Origin of the sequence: Gracilibacillus massiliensis (assembly GCF_001458115.1) — a bacterium.
Taxonomy (GTDB): Bacteria; Bacillota; Bacilli; order Bacillales; family Amphibacillaceae; genus Gracilibacillus; species Gracilibacillus massiliensis.
This window is the reverse complement of record NZ_CZRP01000012.1, coordinates 527,938-547,536: the sequence shown is the minus strand read 5'-3', so window position 1 is coordinate 547,536 and position 19,599 is coordinate 527,938. Positions and strand designations below refer to the sequence as shown.

20 protein-coding genes are annotated in these 19,599 nt (G+C 34.5%); 5 read left to right on the top strand and 15 right to left on the bottom strand.

The window, feature by feature from the left end; genetic code table 11:
* Positions 1-15 precede the first annotated feature (15 nt).
* The 3 genes from spoIIM to BN3107_RS10210 all read right to left on the bottom strand — a co-directional run bounded on the left by spoIIM (position 16) and on the right by BN3107_RS10210 (position 2,488).
* A complete protein-coding gene (gene spoIIM / locus BN3107_RS10220; RefSeq protein WP_392389059.1) occupies positions 16-669 on the bottom strand; it encodes a stage II sporulation protein M in 654 nt (217 codons plus the stop codon).
* Between the two features lie 102 nt (positions 670-771).
* A complete protein-coding gene (locus BN3107_RS10215) occupies positions 772-1,941 on the bottom strand; it encodes an endonuclease Q family protein (RefSeq protein ID WP_058307522.1) in 1,170 nt (389 codons plus the stop codon).
* A gap of 1 nt (position 1,942) precedes the next feature.
* Positions 1,943-2,488, bottom strand: coding sequence for an NUDIX hydrolase (locus tag BN3107_RS10210; RefSeq protein WP_058307521.1), 546 nt, complete (start codon positions 2,486-2,488; stop codon positions 1,943-1,945).
* Positions 2,489-2,635: 147 nt separating this feature from the next.
* Between BN3107_RS10210 and BN3107_RS10205 the strand changes: the two genes are divergently transcribed.
* Positions 2,636-3,550 (top strand): aldo/keto reductase, encoded by a 915-nt coding sequence (locus BN3107_RS10205; RefSeq protein WP_058307520.1) that lies wholly within the window; start codon positions 2,636-2,638, stop codon positions 3,548-3,550.
* Between the two features lie 82 nt (positions 3,551-3,632).
* On the opposite strand, the gene BN3107_RS10200 is transcribed toward BN3107_RS10205, so the two are convergent.
* Positions 3,633-4,421 (bottom strand): SDR family NAD(P)-dependent oxidoreductase, encoded by a 789-nt coding sequence (locus BN3107_RS10200; RefSeq protein WP_058307519.1) that lies wholly within the window; start codon positions 4,419-4,421, stop codon positions 3,633-3,635.
* Positions 4,422-4,574: 153 nt separating this feature from the next.
* Here BN3107_RS10200 and BN3107_RS10195 point away from each other — a divergent pair, with 153 nt between their 5' ends.
* Together BN3107_RS10195 and rnz are read left to right on the top strand one after the other, a co-directional pair.
* Positions 4,575-5,306: a glycerophosphodiester phosphodiesterase gene (locus tag BN3107_RS10195; RefSeq protein ID WP_058307518.1), complete on the top strand. Its 732-nt coding sequence runs from the start codon at positions 4,575-4,577 to the stop codon at positions 5,304-5,306.
* 16 nt (positions 5,307-5,322) lie between these two features.
* Entirely contained in the window at positions 5,323-6,237 is a 915-nt protein-coding gene (rnz, locus tag BN3107_RS10190; RefSeq protein ID WP_058307517.1) for a ribonuclease Z, read from the top strand.
* 111 nt (positions 6,238-6,348) lie between these two features.
* On the opposite strand, the gene BN3107_RS10185 is transcribed toward rnz, so the two are convergent.
* Together BN3107_RS10185 and BN3107_RS10180 are read right to left on the bottom strand one after the other, a co-directional pair.
* Complete coding sequence (locus BN3107_RS10185; protein ID WP_058307516.1) at positions 6,349-7,455, bottom strand: DNA polymerase IV; 1,107 nt, start codon at positions 7,453-7,455, stop codon at positions 6,349-6,351.
* 16 nt (positions 7,456-7,471) lie between these two features.
* Positions 7,472-8,590, bottom strand: coding sequence for a M20/M25/M40 family metallo-hydrolase (locus BN3107_RS10180; RefSeq protein ID WP_058307515.1), 1,119 nt, complete (start codon positions 8,588-8,590; stop codon positions 7,472-7,474).
* Positions 8,591-8,678: 88 nt separating this feature from the next.
* On the opposite strand from BN3107_RS10180, the gene prli42 reads away from it, so the two are divergent.
* Positions 8,679-8,783, top strand: a complete 105-nt coding sequence (prli42, locus tag BN3107_RS19820) for a stressosome-associated protein Prli42 (RefSeq protein ID WP_156416115.1) — start codon at positions 8,679-8,681, stop codon at positions 8,781-8,783.
* A 100-nt stretch (positions 8,784-8,883) separates the two neighbouring features.
* On the opposite strand, the gene BN3107_RS10175 is transcribed toward prli42, so the two are convergent.
* From BN3107_RS10175 to BN3107_RS10165, 3 genes are all read right to left on the bottom strand, one after another.
* On the bottom strand, positions 8,884-9,315 hold the full coding sequence (locus tag BN3107_RS10175) for a BrxA/BrxB family bacilliredoxin (protein WP_058307514.1): 432 nt from the start codon (positions 9,313-9,315) through the stop codon (positions 8,884-8,886).
* 83 nt (positions 9,316-9,398) lie between these two features.
* Entirely contained in the window at positions 9,399-11,207 is a 1,809-nt protein-coding gene (locus BN3107_RS10170) for a sensor histidine kinase (protein ID WP_058307513.1), read from the bottom strand.
* 27 nt (positions 11,208-11,234) lie between these two features.
* Positions 11,235-12,218, bottom strand: a complete 984-nt coding sequence (locus BN3107_RS10165) for a BMP family ABC transporter substrate-binding protein (protein ID WP_058307512.1) — start codon at positions 12,216-12,218, stop codon at positions 11,235-11,237.
* A gap of 205 nt (positions 12,219-12,423) precedes the next feature.
* On the opposite strand from BN3107_RS10165, the gene BN3107_RS10160 reads away from it, so the two are divergent.
* Positions 12,424-13,125: a TerC family protein gene (locus tag BN3107_RS10160; protein WP_231735287.1), complete on the top strand. Its 702-nt coding sequence runs from the start codon at positions 12,424-12,426 to the stop codon at positions 13,123-13,125.
* Here the strand turns inward: BN3107_RS10160 and BN3107_RS10155 are convergent.
* The 6 genes from BN3107_RS10155 to lpdA form a co-directional block, all read right to left on the bottom strand.
* A complete protein-coding gene (locus BN3107_RS10155; RefSeq protein WP_058307511.1) occupies positions 13,115-13,753 on the bottom strand; it encodes a trimeric intracellular cation channel family protein in 639 nt (212 codons plus the stop codon). The genes BN3107_RS10160 and BN3107_RS10155 overlap by 11 nt on opposite strands.
* 3 nt (positions 13,754-13,756) lie before the next feature.
* Positions 13,757-14,386 carry a hypothetical protein gene (locus BN3107_RS10150; protein ID WP_058307510.1) on the bottom strand — a complete coding sequence of 210 codons (630 nt, stop codon included), beginning with the start codon at positions 14,384-14,386 and terminating at the stop codon, positions 13,757-13,759.
* Between the two features lie 518 nt (positions 14,387-14,904).
* Positions 14,905-16,179, bottom strand: a complete 1,275-nt coding sequence (locus BN3107_RS10145) for a dihydrolipoamide acetyltransferase family protein (RefSeq protein WP_058307509.1) — start codon at positions 16,177-16,179, stop codon at positions 14,905-14,907.
* Between the two features lie 14 nt (positions 16,180-16,193).
* Entirely contained in the window at positions 16,194-17,177 is a 984-nt protein-coding gene (locus BN3107_RS10140) for an alpha-ketoacid dehydrogenase subunit beta (protein WP_058307508.1), read from the bottom strand.
* A complete protein-coding gene (locus BN3107_RS10135) occupies positions 17,177-18,178 on the bottom strand; it encodes a thiamine pyrophosphate-dependent dehydrogenase E1 component subunit alpha (protein ID WP_058307507.1) in 1,002 nt (333 codons plus the stop codon). Before BN3107_RS10135 ends, BN3107_RS10140 begins: the two co-directional genes overlap by 1 nt.
* Positions 18,171-19,595 carry a dihydrolipoyl dehydrogenase gene (gene lpdA / locus BN3107_RS10130; RefSeq protein WP_058307506.1) on the bottom strand — a complete coding sequence of 475 codons (1,425 nt, stop codon included), beginning with the start codon at positions 19,593-19,595 and terminating at the stop codon, positions 18,171-18,173. The genes BN3107_RS10135 and lpdA overlap by 8 nt, the downstream gene beginning before the upstream one ends.
* Positions 19,596-19,599: the final 4 nt, after the last annotated feature.

Genomic DNA, 19,599 nt, shown 5'->3' with positions numbered 1-19,599 from the left:
TTTTAATAATAATTATTAATTAATAATACGGTCCGAGATTATTTTCATTGTTTCAAAGGAGACAAAAGATTCTAATAATGCAGCAATGCTAACTACTATCAGCAAACCAATAAACACACTAATGTATCGATAAAATATTTGCAAGATCGGTTGCTTATAGCGCTTGGAAAACATACTTTGCAATAATGTTAGTGAGAAAATCATTGCAAAACAACTAGCTATTATATAAATTGGAATAATGATTAGATTTTGAGGAGCTATTGCAGAAAATGAAAATAGTAATCCCTTTATTCCAAGTTGATTAACAAAAAAACCTACAGTAAATCCAATAGCGACACCTTTTACAAATAAAAGCACCCAAATAATAGGTAATCCAATTACAGCTAAACCAAGAAAAAATAACAATGCTAAAAACTGTATATGATAAAAAAACGCATTTTTGAATAAGCTTTCGTGAGTAACAGCATCTTCTTGTAAATAACTAAGAAAGAATCGTTCTAAATAAAAATATAAGTCTTGTTTTTGCACAAAATTCATACTGTTTACTATAATAGCTCCAAAAATAATCCCTGTTATAAAAAGGATTATAGTAAAGATATAAATGGTATGATACTTAGTGAAATGAGTGGTAATTGGTTTTCTATTTTTAACTGCTTTCAATTGCTTCACATCCTCCAACTTAGTTCTCCCTACAATCTATGAATCGATTAATAGAAATAGAACTAATAAGAAGAACCTAAAATAATGGAAAATGTGAAAGTTATCAATAGGTTATTGAGTTTTTATCACTCTTCCATACTTGCCACCTCCTCCTTCTGAAAGGTTTACTTTACCAGCACGCAAACTAATAATCATTTCAGTTAATTTTTTTCCTACAACTTTTATTAAAGCTTCCGCTGGAACATAATGAATAATGTTCATTTCAGTACCGAAATGCTGCAACAATATTTCCATTGTTTTTGGTCCTAATCCCGGTAAATATTCTAAAGGAACTTGATATGTATAATCTGGTCTGCTCTTAACCAATTGTTTATTAGAGGCTAACTCTTGAATGCGATCCGACACACCTTTAATATACTTCATAGAATCGCAAGAAGGACAAGGTTTACCTTCCTCCATTTTAGACAAGCAGTTCGCACAAACAGTTGCATGGTATTTGCCTAATTTTGGATTCATACCAAAGTTTTCTTTAATCCTTCTATTGGAACTTTTCATTAAGGCTAATTTTAATTCATTAAAGTTAGCCTCCTCTAAGGACATCACTTGATACTCTCTAGCTATTTTCGCTAAGGAATGGGCATCAGAATTTGTTACATAAGAAAAGGAATGTAATTCAGAAATTTGATCTGCCATTTTTGTATCAGAACTTAGTCCCAATTCAATAGCGTCAATCAAATTAGGATCAAGTACTTCGGCTAATGATCGATTTACACCTTTTCCAAACAGACTTTTGAAAGGCGTAAATACATGTGCAGGTATAAACAAACCACCTAATTCGTGAGTTTTCTGCTGCAATTCGATCGCACTGCCGTAATATCGCTGAGAACTAAGCTCTATATTTTTCATTCGTTGAGAAAGCCAATTAGAAAAATGCTCCATGTTTTCTAGATACGGAAAATAGCATAAAACATGGATTGGTCCCTTGCAATTTTCATCATACACCTCTATTTCGGCTCCTAGGATCAAAGTTGTATTACTGTATCGAATACCACCATATTCTAGCTCTAGCGCTTCTCCTTCTGAAATTGCATTTTTAATCTCTGTTTGAACAGCAGGAGCATGGCAATCAATCACGCCTACAATATCAATTCCTTTTCGGTCACTTGCCTCTTTCATTATGTTTGTTATCGTCAGGTTCTTCGAAGCCGTAATTTTCACTGGTCTGTTTTTAAAGTTGCGCCCAACATGAATATGTAGATCTACAAAATAATCACGTAACATGCTATCTCATACCTTTATTTTTTAAATATAGAATTGCGTACAACGTTTTCGCATCATGGATTTCTTGTGTAGCGATCAATTTTTCCGCCTCTTCTATTGACAATTCCATTAATTCAACAAATTCATCCTCATCCAATGCTTTGGGTTCCAGTACTTTTTCTAAGGAATTGGTTTCATATAAGTAAATAATCTCATCAGCAAAGCCTGGTGATGTATAAAACGATGTAATATATTGTAAATGGTTTGTAGTAAAGCCTGTTTCTTCTTCCAGCTCTCTTAAAACAGTGATGTTCGGTGATTCCCCCTCTTCTAATTTACCAGCAGGTATTTCAATTAAAGTCTTTTCTAATGGTTTACGATACTGTTTTACAAAAATGATTTTATTATCCTGAGTGATTGGAATAATTGCTACTGCCCCAGGGTGTTTTACAATTTCTCGTTTGGATGATTTTCCGTCAGGCAATAGTACGTCATCTACTTGAACATCTATTACTTTTCCGTTAAAGATAGATTGAGTTTTAGTTGTTTTTTCTTCAAAATGCTTCATTCGCTTCCATCCTTTCGTTCACTTCGATCACTTGATTAACATTCGATTAAGTTTCGTTAATCTTCAGTGGGACTCTCTTTATTGTATTTCTTTCTCACGATTTGTACAATGGATATATACTAACTAGGGACAGGAAGGATGTAGCAAATGAAAAAAGTTCAATTAGGACAATCTGAATTAAACGTATCTCCAATTGCACTTGGTTGTATGTCATTGGGGACAGATTTAAAAAAAGCTTCTAATATTATTGATGAAGCATTAGAACTTGGGATAAATTATCTTGATACGGCTGATTTATACGACCAAGGAAGAAACGAAGAAATTGTTGGAAAGGCAATTAAACATAAGAGAGATCAAGTTATCCTAGCAACAAAAGTCGGCAATCATCTGAAAGAAGATGGTAGTTGGTTTTGGGATCCAAGTAAATCTTACATCAAAGAACAAGTGAAAGAAAGTTTAACTAGATTGCAAGTTGATTATATTGATCTTTATCAATTACATGGTGGAACTATTGAAGATCCAATAGACGAAACCATTGAAGCATTTGAAGAGTTAGTAACAGAAGGTGTTATCCGATACTACGGCATTTCCTCTATTCGACCAAACGTTATCAGACAATATATTGAAAAATCTAATATTGTTAGTGTAATGATGCAATATAGCATATTAGACAGGCGCCCGGAAGAAGAAATGTTACAATTACTTGATCAGCATAATATTAGTGTGGTTACCAGAGGATCGCTTGCGAAAGGCCTGTTAAGCAATAAAGGATTAGAAGTAACGGAAAATAAAGCACAAAAAGGATATCTGGAATATGACAAAGAAACGTTGCTTAAAACGGTGAAGCAATTAAAAGAAGTCTTGCAAGAGAACCAAACATTAACTGGTTTAGCAATGCAGTATGTACTCTCAAATAGCGCAGTAAGCTCTGTTGTAGCAGGTGCAAGTTCTATTGACCAACTAAAGGAGAACGTAGGCGCACTAAATCAAAGTTTTGGATCTGAGCAATTGGCACAAGTAGAAAATATTGCATTAGCAAATAAGTACGAGCAACACCGTTAATATGATACTTCCATCTTTTTGTTATTCTTCGCTGGAAAAACATTATTGTCAGCGAAGAATAACTGAAATATATATAAGCTTCTTATTTTTTTCTAAAGGCAGGCTGTAATATGAATTCCATTAATCTCGGGAAGTTTTGATAGATTTTACTCCCAAAGTCCATCCAAAAAGGCAAATTAATTTCACGTTTACTGGTAAATAAATGTTTAATAATTTTAGTTGCAACATCATCTGGGTCTAACATATACTTGGCAACACTATTTCTGTAACTACCACTTGGGTCCGCAGTATCAAAGAAAGCAGTTTTAACTGGTCCAATATTAACGGATGTAACATAGATTCTGTTTTTTAATTCCATTCGCAACGCATTTGAAAAACTTATTACACTTGCTTTAGTTGCACTATAAACTGCTGCTTTGGGTGTTGCAATTTTTCCTGCTTGCGATCCAATACTGACAATATGTGTTGGAGAATGTTTTTTCATGTTAGGTACCAATCGATAGGTTGTATAATATAGAGCTTCCAAATTAAGACGGAGCATCATTTCAACATGTTTCCATTGGGAATGTTCAAATGTATCAAAGTAGCCAACACCTGCATTGTTAATTAATACATCAATAGATTGTACCGATTCTAAAATATCTTCCAATACCTTGCTCCATTGAATCGTGTCAGTAATATCTACAGAGTGATATACTGCTTTTATCTGAAAACGCTCTTCGATATTCTTTGAAATACTTACCAATTTCTCTTCTGATCTGGCTATCATAATAGGTATGGCTTCGCTTTCTGCTACTTTATAAGCGATAGATTCACCAATACCACTCGAAGCACCTGTAATGAGAATATGCTTTCCTTTTAATTTATTCATCTAATCATCTCCATTTCCATCATATCACATCCAAAGAATTACTTGCATATTGTTAAGATATTGTATTTTTTTAATAAGAAAGGAGTCAGTCATTGACTTTTCACTGCAAATTACTGACAATCAATAAGGAATAAACTAATATGGGGTGAGGGCATGTCTACACTTATTTATGCACATCGCGGTGCAAGTAAACAAGCACCTGAAAATACAATGCCAGCTTTTGAACTTGGCTACAAACAAGGAGCAGACGGGATCGAGACAGATGTACAATTAACAAAGGATGGGATACCTGTTTTAATCCATGATGAAACGGTTAATAGAACCACAAACGGTACTGGTTTTATTAAAGACCTTACCTATCAGGAGCTAAGCGCTTTAGATGCTGGAAGCTGGAAATCGGATACCTATAGCGATACTAGAATTCCAACCTTAGATGATTTGCTTGCATGGAATAAAGAAAAAAATTTAAAATTAAATTTAGAATTAAAAAATAATATTATTTCCTATCCTTCGATCGAAAAAATCGTAACTGAAAAATTAAAAGATTATAACATGGTGGAACAGTCGGTTATTTCTAGTTTTAATCATAACAGTATAGCTTTACTAGATTCACTGAATGTAGAAGTTGATTATGCACTATTAACTAGTAAACGAACGTCAGATTTAATTTCTTACAGTAAAGACATTCATGCAAGAGGTATTCATATTCGCTATCGTCTCTTATCTAATCGTTTCGTTACTAATGCTAAACAAAATGGCTTGTATGTTGCAGTCTATACGGTCAATAGCCCGTTATCTATCTCCAAAGTACTACGTTTAGGTTGTCATGCGATGTTTACGGATGTACCTAAACGAGCATTAGAAATAAAACAAAGAAATAAATAGAAAGGATAGTATAATTATGAAGGTGACCTTTTTAGGAACTGGGGCAGGCTTACCAAGTAAAAACAGAAACGTCACATCGATCGTGTTGGATTTATTACAAGAACGCAATACGATGTGGATGTTTGATTGTGGTGAAGCAACTCAACATCAAATTTTACATACTTCAATTAAACCTAGGAAAATTGATAAAATTTTTATAACACATCTTCACGGTGACCACATTTTTGGTTTACCAGGTCTTTTGAGCAGTCGTTCATTTCAAGGTGGAGAGGATCCTATTACGATATATGGTCCTACTGGAATAAGATCATTTATTGAAACCACTATATCTATTAGTCAGTCAAAACTGTCCTATCCTATCAAGATAATAGAAATTAACGAAGGGATCATTTTTGAAGACGAACAATTCACAGTGACAGCTCAAAAGTTAGAACATGGTATTGAATCATTCGGTTTTCGAATTGATGAGAAAGACACAATTGGTTCACTGTTAGTTGATAAACTGAAAGCGGATGGAATTTATCCCGGACCGATTTATCAATTATTCAAAACGGAGAAATATGTGACATTAGAAAATGGCACAATTGTCCAATCAGCAGAATATATAGGGGAACCGAAAAAAGGCAAAAGTGTCGCGATATTCGGTGATACGAGACCAAAAATAGATTTAATTCCCTTTATGTCTGATTTAGATCTACTTGTTCATGAAGCAACTTTTGCTCAAGATCAAAAACAATTAGCTTTTGATTATTTTCATTCAACTACGGAACAAATAGCGTCGATCGCTGCGAGAGCTATGGTAAAAAAATTAATATTGACTCATATATCTTCACGCTTTCAAGCAGATGATATCGATCAATTAGTAGCAGAAGCAAAAGAACATTTCCAAGACACAACGATAGCGCATGACTTTTATTCTTATCAATTATGAAACTAGAATATTGCTACCAAAAAAGTGAAATTTCAATCAGTGGGGTTTTTAGACTCCCACTGATTATTAACATCTGATTATCTCACACATAACTTCTAGACTATTGCTCTGTTATAGTTCTTCTTTGTAGCGGAACAGGTCTAATTGATAGGTTAAATTATCTTTTGGAATTGCGTGTTGCATGGTTATTCCTAATAGCCTAACAGGTTCACCATTCCAATGTTCTTCCAATAATATTTCTCCGTAATATAAAATATCACTTGCCTTTTCAATAAATTGATTTAACTTCATTCGTCTAGTGATGGTTTTTCGATCACTATAGCGAATCATTAATTGCACGGTATCTCCTACTGCTGCTTTTCGGTTTAATCGCTTCTCGACACTCTCAGATAGAATTCTCAATTGATCAATCAATATCTCGTATTGATTGATATCCGCAGGAAAGGTTTGAGAGCTGCCGATACTTTTGAAACTACTTGCACTTTCAGGATCAACAGGTCGTGGGTCTTCCCCTAATGCTCTTGTTTTCAACTTTTCTCCATTTACACCTAATAAACCTTTTAATAACATCGTATCCGTTTCCACTAAGTCCTCGATGGTTTCAATTTGGTATTTATTTAACTTATCCGCTGTTTTCTTACCAATTCCATACATTTCTTCAATCGGAAGTGGCCAAAGCTTCGTAGCGACATCCCTTTTTCTTAGTATTGTAATACCATTCGGTTTTTTCATATCCGATGCCATCTTTGCCAAAAATTTATTTGGAGACACACCAATACTGCATGGAAGATCTAGTTGCTTTGAAAGTTGCATTTGAATGTCACGAGCTATATCAATAGGGTTTCCTAACTCATAACTATCGGTGATATCCATAAAAGCTTCATCTATTGATACGGGTTCTACATATGGGGTATATTCTTCCAATATACGAAATATTTGACTAGACATTTCGCGATAACGCTCAAAGTTAGGTCTCTTTACAATTAAGTTTGGACATAACTTTTTTGCTTGCCAGAGTGACATCGTTGTCTTTACTCCTTTATTCCGCGCCTCATAACTACTCGTTACTATAATCCCTTTTCTTTCATCAGGATTTCCTGCAATTGCAAGAGGTTTCCCTTTTAGGCTAGGATCATCTGCTATCTCAACGGAAGCATAAAAACTATTCATATCGACGTGTAAAATGACACGTCCATTTTTAGGATACCATTCTTTCATTTCATCACACTCATTTTTATGTGTCTTTTACTATCTCATATAACATTGCAGGTAACTCAATTAAGTGAGAAATGTGAATCCGTTCATTTTTAGTATGAATATTTTCATACCCAACAGCTAAATTGACAGTAGGAATCCCTTTACCAGAAAAGTGATTAGCATCACTTCCCCCACCGCTCGATTTAAGCTGTGGTTGTTTTCCTATTGCTCTTACAGCGTTCATTGCTACTTGTACGACTTTATCAGATTGCTTAAATTGATAATTAGGATACATATTTTTAAGGTCAATCTCCACTTCTCCGCCCATTTGTTCAGTCGTTTGTTGTAATGCTACACACATCTTGTGAACTTGTTGATCTAATTTCTTTTTCGATAAAGAACGTGCTTCCGCAACTAAAAGTACTTGATCACATACAACATTGGTTGGTCCTTTTCCTTCAAAGCTACCAATATTAGCTGTTGTTTCTTCATCTATTCGACCTAAAGGCATTTTAGTGATCGCCTTTGCCGTCATACTTATAGATGATATCCCCTTTTCTGGATTTACTCCAGCATGTGCTGCTTTCCCTTTTATAGTAGCAAAAATCTTAACTTGGCCAGGAGCACTTGTAATTATCGTACCGACATCACCGTCACTATCTAATGCAAAACCATATTCAACAGGAAGATGATCTATATCCACATACTTAGAACCGACTAATCCTGATTCCTCTCCACTCATGATAGCAAAGTAAATATCACCATGATCTACCGGATGTTCTCTGATTAGATGAATCAACTCAATGATCGCTGATATCCCTGCTTTATCGTCTGCCCCTAATATAGTTGAGCCATCAGAATAAATAGTTTCATTATAAATAGTAGGCTTAACATTTTCACCTGGTGCAACAGTGTCCATATGAGCTGTAAAGTAAATAGCTGGTTTTTTAACATTTGTACCTCTTAGTTTGGCAATAATGTTTCCCGCTTCATGACCAGTTTCTTCATTGGTTTGATCTTCTATTACTTCTAAATCGTTGTTTTTAAATAGTTTAATTAAATAATCGGCTATTTTTCTCTCTTTTGTCGTTTCAGATGAAATTTCCACTAATTTTAAAAATTGCTCAATTACTCTATCTCGTTTAATCACAAGCATTCCTCCTTTTTATTATTATTTACTTGTCCTCTTGATAAATTACATGTAAAATATACATTAGTAGTGAGCTCGTAAAGGAGGATTTGAAATGGCATCAAAACGCGAAAAAAGAATAAAAGTAATTATATATATAATGATTCTTGCAATGGTATTATCTACTTTTACGGCAGGTCTAGCAATGTTTGCGAACTAACTTATATATAAGTTCAGTGAGGATTCTAGAGGTGTTTACCACCGTGATCTAAAGTCTAACAGGAAAAGACATCCAATCTATGGATGTCTTTTTCTTTCCCTTATAATTCGTCACAATGTTGATCAAACATTTCTTGCAGTTTATTAACAACTTCTACAGGACTATGCCCCTCAATTTCATGTCTTTCCACCATTTTTTGAATTTTTCCATCTTTCAATAAAGCGAAAGAAGGAGATGAAGGCTGGTATCCTTCAAAATACTGTCGTGCTAATTCTGTTGCTTCTCTGTCTTGACCTGCAAATACTGTTACTAATTGATCTGGTCGTTTATCATAATGAATAGCACTAGCAGCTGCTGGTCTCGCAACTCCACCTGCACAACCACAAGTTGAATTCACCATAACAAGAGTCGTACCTTTTTTCTCTAAGGCTTGTTTAACATCTTCTGGTGTGGTTAACTCATCAAAGCCAGCCTGTCTGATTTCATTTCTTGCTGAATCTACTATATCACCCATAAACAGATTAAATTCCATTATCAATCAACCCTCTCTTTTGATATACCTTTTCTAAATAGTAACAACAACTGAGACTATTTTCAATTCGAAAGCCTGGATAATTACTGATTCTTGATTAAAGGTAAAATAATTTTAAATACAGTGCCTTCAGAATCAGTTGAATCTAACATTATCTTACCTTGGTGGTTTTCGATAATTCGGCGCACAACATTTAGTCCTAAACCTGTCCCATTCGACTTTGATGTTGAAAATGGTTCAAATAACACCTGTTTGATCGATTTTGGGATTCCCGAGCCAGTATCTGAGAAATAAATGACATATTCATCATTCTCAATTTGCGTATCAATTGTTATTAGACCATTATCACCGATAGCATCTTTACTATTTCTTAATAAGTTTAAGAAAACCTGCTTTAATTGTTTTTGATCAGCTAATATATATTCATCACTTATGTTAGTCACTACTTTTATATTTTTTGCTTCCAAAGAACTATACATTAACGGTAATAAATCATTTAACAATTCTGAGAATGTCATCATATCTTTTTCAGGTTTTTTATGGTTAGACATCAACAACATTTGTTCCACGATCGAATATAAACGATCAATTTCCTTCATCATTAAGTGTAAATTGTATTTTTTCATTTCTTCTGGTGACATCGATTCCTTCATAAGCGATAAAAAGCCATGTATAACAGTTAATGGATTACGTATTTCATGGGCTGAACTAGCTGCCATCTCTCCTACCAATGCTAATTTCTCAGATTGAATAATTCGATTTTCTAAACTAGCTGACTCTGTAATATCGACAAAATAAAGAATCTTGCCTGTAGTAATCTGATTATGATCTTTTAATTTACTTTGAGATACTAAAAAGACATACGATGTGTCATCAATAGTAAGATTCACCTTTTTATTTTGAATAGATGCATCCGATAATAACATTTGAAAGATAGGATATTGACTTTGTTTCTGCATTATATCTCGATCATCTATTTTCTCTCCTTCAAAGTGAAACAATCTTCGCACAAATGAATTTGCTAAATATTCTTTTTCGTGAATATCATATGTAATAATACCTATCGGTAAAGAATTCAAAGTTTGTTCATGTTTCATTTTATCAGCAACAATTTGTTGAAATGATTGCTGCAAACTAATGGACATTTGGTTAATCGACGTAGCTAAACTTTGCAATTCTACTTGTGTCGATGTTGAAATAGTCTCCCCATAGTTTCCATTTGCGATTTTATTCACCTTACCTACCATAGTTTCGATCGGTTTAGTTATACTTTTACTCATTCTAAAAGAGAAATAAAGTGATATTAAAATTCCTAAAATGGTAATAAGTAAAAGGAAATAAAGTGATTTTTCAATAATTTTCGGATATGTGTTCGTATTATTTTGTAGTGCACTAAATTCCGAGTTGCGTTTCGAAATAATCGCTTCTTTTAAGAGCTCTAACCGAGGTAAATATTCACCATTAATAACATTTGCAGCTGCCTCAGTTTCGTTATATTCCAGTAATCCGTATACCTTATTTGTAATAATAAAGTCCAGTAACATCAATTGATTATGTAAAGATTCCACACTTTTAGGTATCGAAAATTCATCTTGTAAAGTTGCGTTATTACTTACTATATCATGCTCAGAGAAATCCGCTTCAAAGTCTCCAGCAAAATTGTTATCAACGTGGTTCGTCACAAGCTGCTTTTTTATCTCTAATTCTTTTTCCCACTGATTATACCAAATTAATGTTGGAATGTTTTCATCTTTAATCGTATTCGTAACTTTACTAACGTTTTCAATCGATTGTATTAACAAAAGAGAAAAACCACTAAATATCACCATAACGATAAGGAGAATGCTCAACAGTTTGTTACGAAAAGAAAATTTATTAAAAAAAGTAACCATTACATATCTCCTAACCTACTTGATTCCTTAATACTCAATAATTTGATTTGTTAAATTTTCCATAATCGCTATTTCCTCATCTGAAAACATTGGGCCCAGTGGAGCCAATCCATATACCCCGTCATTAGAATCTAGTATTCTTTTTTCAGATATCAAGTCATCTTCATTTATATAATCTTTAACGATTGCCATGTAAGCTTGAGGGACATTATTTAGTACACTAGTCAACATTACCTCTTCAGCCATATAGGATTGATCTTCAAGATAACCAATAACATATATGCCTTTATCCTTCGCATAGTTAATTACTTCTTGGTTATAGCTGTTTCCTTTTGTATAGATAACATCGACACCATTATCAATCATTTCAGATGCTGTATTTTTTGCAGCTGACTTATCCGTCCTTTCAGGAACTACTTCATAGATAAGGTCTATATTTTCATCTATCTTTTTTATCCCCTCTGGAAAGCCCCAATCAGAGTGCTCATTATCTACTGCATCAATTAACCCGATCTTTTTACTCTCTGTTTTTAAAGCTGCTGCCATTCCTGCCACAACTTCTATTTCGTTTTGATTAAACGTATATACAGATAAATTATTTTCAAGATAATCTCCATGCAAGGTCACAAATTGTGTATTTTTAAACTGGTTTGCAATTCTGTAAAAAGGTTCAGAAAATTCTCTGCCATGTCCAATTACCAGTTCATAGCCTTCCGCTACATATTCTTCCACAGTGGGAGAAACATCATTATTTATATCTATTTCACCTAACACTTCAACTTCTGCATTATACTCTTCTTCTACTAAGAGCTTTCCTTTGTAAGCTAAACTGCCCCAACTTTGGTCATTTAAAGTATCTCCAGATAGTATTAATACTTGTATTGGGTCTGCCTCTGAAGCATTCATATTGTTCATTATTTGATTTGATTTAATTAACAGAAACACAATAAAAACAGAAGTTACTGCTAGAGTTACTGCTAAAATATATTTTAATTGCTTTTTTGCTTCCATACGCCTACTCCTTAGTAATTAGTAACAATTACATTATACATAAAAAGACAAGGTTTGAACACACTTTTACAAATTTCATTTTATTTCGACATTAATCGCAAATAAAAAATGGTAATAATTAAATATTAGACAAGCATATAGTAAAGAGAGGACATTTAATGAATGATAAAGGTCCATCTTTATTAAGGGTGAAGGGGGATAACCGGTGAGCATCTTTTCAATTGCTCTAAACTGGGCAAGTATAGATTGGATGAGTTTGTTACAAATTATTACAATTGATATAATTTTATCAGGAGATAACGCTCTTATCATTGCGATGGCAACCAAAAATCTTGATAAGAAACTACAAAACAAAGCGATTTTGATTGGTGTCGCAGGTGCTATCATCTTACGAATAGTATTTGCTAGCGGAATCATATTTCTGTTAAAATTTCCATTCATATATCTAGTTGGTGGTATTTTGTTAATTTGGATTGGATATAAAATATTGATTAAAGATGACGAAGCACAAAATATTACATCACATCAATCATTATACCAAGCTGTATTCACTATTATCATGGCAGATATCGTTATGAGTTTAGACAATGTAGTGGCAATTGCTGGAGCATCTAAAGGAAATGTAACGTTGTTAGCGATTGGAGTTATGATCAGTATACCGTTAATGATATTTGGAGCAAAATTTATTGTTCATTTATTGAAGCGTTATCCTTACTTGATGTATGTAGGTTCTGCAATTTTAGTCTATACAGGGGTAGATATGATCGTACATGAACCAATTGTTCATCAATTTTTTCTATTGGAATCTGGATGGATTACGATCATTATGAGCATTATTATTACCTTAGGAGTTATTGTTTCCGGGTACATTTCAAATAAGCAAACGAACCATAATTCTATGAATTAAAGGTTCGTTTGTTAACAGTAGTTTTTTTATGGACAATCGGCACATTCCATTTGCATTTCACCGCCAGGATACGAATAGCAAGTGTGATCGTTAAACAAATATATAAACTTATAATCGGTGATAATATTTCATAGGTGAAAATTAACGCTATCGATCCAGCAATAGAAGCAATTCCATATATTTCTTTACGAAATACTAATGGAACTTCTCTTACGAAGACATCTCTCAGCACACCACCGCCAATTCCAGTCACTAAGCCCATGGCCACAATTAAAAAAGGTTGTGAATAATCCAAATTAATAGCTGCATTTGCACCAACCGCAGTAAAAACACCTAATCCAATAGCATCAGAAAACAAAATACCATGTTCAAAGCGATTGATTTTATCATAGAAAAGAATGGTTGCTATACTAGCTAACAAGCTAACTAAGAAATATTGTGGATCCGCTAAATTAGTAGGTGGAATATTTCCAATCATTAGATCTCTTATGACACCACCTGCCAAGGCAGTAGTTAAACCTAACAATAGAACACCAAACACATCTAGATTTTTCTTTATCGCAATTAATGAACCTGAAATTGCAAATGCAATGGTTCCTATATACACAAATGCTTCTATTAAAAACATAGTTTATCCCCCACTTTTCATTGATGAGAATATCTTTTTACGTTCACGCCAAATTTTTTCCGATTTATCAAACAACCATTGCAAGACCAAACCTTGTATAATCACGCCAAAAATCGAAGTTATCGTTAATAATATGATACTAGGAAAATGATGAATCGTTTCTAAACTATTTGCAAAAATAAAAAGATGTTGAAAAACAATTATAAATGCATCATACCAATATGCTAAGTTATTGTTCATTTGCCATATAACAATGGTTTCGATAAACAACAAAACCGGAACTGCTAATAGTATGATTAGTTTTTTCGTATAACTTAATTTTTTCAGATAAGGACTAATATAATATTTAGTAATGGTTTTTATTCGAAATAAATACACGATCCTAACGATACGAGCAACCTGAAACAACTGATCTAATGGTATCACAGCAAGTAATAAAAACGGGTTCTTCTTAATAAAATCCCATTTGTTTTCAACTAGAAAAATCCGGATAATATAATCTACCAAAAATATCAGCCAAACAATTAAATTTATAGTTGAATTAACCGTATGATCTACCCAAAGCGTTAAGATGGTCAGTACCACCAATAAAATCATCAATATATCGTAAAAAATCCGAGCCTTCTGTTGCATGTTTATCACACCAAATCCTATCAACATTAAACAAGCAAAGGGAAACCATCATCATTAGTTACTGGTTTCCCTTACTTTCATTAGTATACTGTTTTTGACCATAAAATGAAACAGTTATTTACAATTATCATGATGTAATCGTCCATAATGCTCGAAACCAAAAGATTCGAACTTAGAAATGAATCTGAGTCGGATCTCTTATATATCATCCAAAGGGAGAAGCTCACACTAGCTGTAATGTCCGATAAAATCATATATCGCCCAAAAGGAGAAGACTACACCAGTTGTTATGTCCGATAAACAGATATATCTCCCAAAAAGAGAAACAGGCACTAGCCCATTTATCCGATAAAAAAGAATTTCACTCAAAAGGATAAGTCGAACTAAGCTGTTATAATCGTTTGTCATTTAACTTCGCGGTTAGTGTTCGAATCTTTAATCTTGATTTTAAGGAGATATTGAAACGAACGCTAAATCAGCAGGAATCTAAATCTGCCAATGACTGATGTCTATCTTAATTAATAGATCGGCGTTGTATCACTGGAAATATTTTCTAATATCGCCTTTACATGCGACATAAATGCTCCACAGATAACACCATCTAATACACGGTGATCCAGAGAAAGACAAAGGTTGACCATGTCACGGGCTGCAAACATATCATCGATAATTACAGGTCTTTTTACAATGGATTCTACTTGAAGTATGGCTGATTGTGGATAGTTGATCACACCCATAGACTCTACTGAACCAAATGAACCTGTGTTATTAACCGTAAACGTTCCATCTTCCATATCCTCTTTCGCCAAAGTACCTGTGCGTGCTTTATTAGAAAGTTGTGCAATTTCTTTTGCGATCCCTTTTATACTTTTCTCATCCACATTTTTAATTACTGGTACATACAGTTCATGTTCATGTGCTACAGCAATTGATAGATTTATTTCATTACGCTGGATAATTTTATCTCCTGCCCAGCAACTGTTTAATTCAGGGAATTTTTTCAGTGCTTTAGCAACAGCATTTAAGAAAAATGCAAAATAAGATAGATTGTATCCTTCATTTTCTTTGAATGCTTTTTTTTCGGCATTACGATAGGCAACCAAATTGGTAACATCGACTTCAATCATCATCCATGCATGAGGAATTTCTGTCTTCGAACGTACCATGTTTTGTGCTATTGTTTTCCGCAAACCAGTTACCGGAATTTCACGATCTCCAGGTTTTGCTTTAACAGGTTTACGACGAATGATAGGTGGTGTAAATTCCTCGAATTCCTCAGGTTCATTGTTTCTCTCAAGCGAAGAATCATCGACAACTTGTTGATTATCCTGTTCATGAGTAGGCTGATTGTTCTCATCAATCCTTTTATTAATGTCTTTTCTCGTAATACGACCTCCTTTTCCTGTGCCCTCTACATTAGATAAATCAATATTGTGTTCCTGTGCTAGGCGCATTACAACCGGTGAATAGCGAGTCTTCATATCGTGTGCAGGTGTATCTTGGTCTTTGGCATTTGAATCAGGTGCATTTGTCTGATCTTGACCTTCTTCACCCTCTACTTCTATGTAACACATCAGTTGTCCGACCTCGATTGTTTCCCCTTCTTTTGCTACTAATTCTTTAATCGTGCCTGAAAAAGAAGAAGGTACCTCTGCATTCACTTTATCTGTCATAATTTCAGCAATTGCATCGTATTTTTCAACATAATCACCTTCTTGAATTAACCAATTGCTAACCGTTCCTTCAGTAACACTTTCACCAAGTTGAGGCATATTAAGCCGCTTTTGTACCATTTGTCCATCCCTCCTTAAAATTCAGCTAATTCTCTAATCGCATTCTCTATTTTATCTGGATTCATCATAAATTCTTTTTCTAATGGTGGTGCATATGGCATGGCAGGAACTTCTGGTCCAGCTAATCTGCGAATAGGTGCATCTAAATCAAACAAACAATTTTCACTGATAATAGCTGACACTTCACCAATGATACTACCTTCTTTATTGTCTTCTGTTACTAAAAGTACTTTTCCTGTTTTGGAAGCAGCTTGAATAATCGTTTCCTGATCTAAAGGATAAACCGTACGAAGATCAACTATTTCTGTGCTTATTCCTTCTTCTGCTAACTTATCTGCAGCTTGTTTGGCATAATGCACACACAATCCATAGGTTATCACGGTTACGTCATCACCTGATCTTTTTATATCGGCCTTACCAATCGGAATTGTATAATCTTCTTCAGGTACTTCTTCTTTTAATAAACGATAGGCGCGTTTATGTTCTAAAAATAATACCGGATCTTCATCACGTATGGCTGATTTTAATAATCCTTTGACATCATATGGATTGGAAGGCATCACTATTTTTAAGCCTGGTTGATTGGCAAATATTGCTTCTATCGATTGTGAATGATACAAAGCACCGTGTATTCCGCCGCCGTAAGGAGCTCTAATCGTTATTGGACAAGTCCAATCATTATTGGAACGATAACGAATTCTTGCAGCCTCAGAAATAATTTGATTGACAGCTGGCATGATAAAATCAGCAAACTGCATTTCTGCAACAGGACGCATACCATACATAGCAGCACCAATACCAACACCAGCTATTGCTGATTCTGCTAATGGTGTGTCAATGACTCTTGTCTCACCAAATTTGTCATATAGACCTTCTGTTGCGAGAAAGACCCCACCTTTTGGCCCTACGTCTTCACCTAATACAAACACTTTATTATTTTGTTCCATCTCTTCATGTAATGCTTGATTTACTGCTTGAATATACGTTAACACTGCCATTACATTTCCTCCTTATGACCATATACATATTTCGTCAATGTTGAAGCATCAGCATATGGAGCATTTTCTGCGTATTCAGTAGCATCGTTTATTTCTTGTTTCAACTCGGCTTCGAGCTTTTCGATAGCTTCATCATTTAATAATCCATTATCGACTAAATAATTTTTAAAAGTTTCGATGCCGTCCTTCGATTTTTCGCTAGCTACCTCATCTTTTGACCGATAACTTGAATCATCATCGTCACTAGAATGAGGGGTTAAGCGATAAGAAACAGCCTCAATTAATGTTGGTCCTTCACCATTTAGAGCGCGATCATGTGCTTCTTTTACAGCTTGGTAAACTGCAAACGCATCATTACCGTCTACTTTGACGCCTTTTATACCATAGCCAACCGCACGATCAGAAATATTTTCGCAAGCCACTTGTTTAGCATATGGAACACTAATCGCATATTTATTATTCTCCACCATAAATATCACAGGCAACTTATGAACGGCTGCAAAGTTGATACCTTCATGGAAATCTCCTTGATTTGTAGACCCTTCCCCCATCGTAACAAAAGATACAGAGGGTTTATTCTCCATTTTTGCAGCTAGTGCAAATCCTGTAGCATGAGGGACTTGCGTTGTGACAGGTGAAGATCCTGTCACAAGCTTATTTTTCTTTTGACCAAAGTGGCCTGGCATTTGACGACCACCAGAATTTGGGTCTTCTGCTTTTGCATAAGCTTGTAAGAAGATTTCTCTCGTTGTCATGCCAAAATGTAGAACAATACCTACATCTCGATAATATGGCAATATATAATCATGCTCTTTATTTAACGCAAAAGATGCAGCGATTTGCATCACTTCTTGACCTTGGCAAGAAACGACGAACGGAATATTACCCGAACGATTTAATAACCACATTCTTTCATCAATTCTTCTAGCAAGTAACATCTCTCGATACATTTTTAATAGAGTATCTTTATCTGTTTCCAATGAATATGTTTGATTAACCATGAATTTTCCTCCCATCGGCTGCCATAGCAACCTCTCCTATAATTTCACTTAAAGATGGATGTGGATAGATCACTTCTGATAATTCCAATGCGGAACTATCAAAATATTTTGCGGTACTTACTTGACCTATTAACTCTGTAACCTTTTCCCCAATCATATGAACACCTAAAATATCTTCCGTATTCTCATCGATAATGATCTTTGAAAATCCGTCTGTCTCCCCATCGACATGTGCTTTCCCTATTGCTTTGAAAGAAGTTTTTGCAATGCGATAACTAAAACCTTGATCTTTCGCTTCTGCTTCTGTTAATCCAATCATTGCTATCTCAGGATTACCATACACACATGATGGAATCTCATTGTCACTTAAGTAACTTGTTTCTACCCCAGCAATATGTTCAACCGCCTTCTTACCTTCATACGTCGCAACATGTGCTAACTGCCTGCCTCCATTAACATCCCCTATTGCATAAATATGGCTTTCTTTTGATTGAAAATGTTGATTAACTTTTATAAATCCTTTTTCATCTAGTGAAATTTCAGTATTATCTAATCCGATATTTTGCGTGTTGGCTTTTCTACCCACCGACAACAAAAGTTTTTCAGCAGTGACTTGCTGCATCTCGCTGTTTTTCTCGTATGTAAGTTTAATTTCATTTTTTGTTTCAATAGAATCAAAGTCGATAGTCGCTTGTTCGATAATGGAAATACCTTTTTTAGTTAACTTTCTTTTCAATGTTTTGATGATATCCTTATCAAAAGCAGGTAAAATTTGGTCCTGTGCCTCTAGTATGGTCACTTCTACCCCGACATCGTGTAAAAACGATGCCCATTCGATCCCGATAACGCCTCCACCAACAATGATTATTGATTTCGGTAATTCGGTCATTTCTACTAAATCATCGGATGTTACGATTTTCTGATGATCAATTGCCATACCTGGTAACACACTTGGTGCAGATCCAGTAGCTATAATAACATTTTTCGGAACGAGAATATCATTTTCTTTTTCATCATCATACTCAACAGAAATCGAACCTGCCATTGGTGAAAAAATCGAAGGACCTAAAATTCTTCCATATCCTTGATAGACATCTATTTGATGATTATCAACAAGATGCTTTACACCAGCATGCAAGGAATCCACTACTTTGCTTTTTCGACTCATCGCTTTTTCAATTTGAAAAATTGGTGAAGCTGTTTCTATTCCATATTCATCAGCTTCTTTTACTTGCTGGAAGACGGAGGCGCTTTTTAACAACGCTTTGGTTGGTATACATCCTTTATGAAGACATGTACCACCTAACTTTTCTTTTTCAACAATTGCAGTTTTTAATCCAATTTGTGCAGCACGAACTGCGGTGACATATCCCCCGGTACCACCACCGAGAATGACAAGATCATAATTTAATGACACTTTC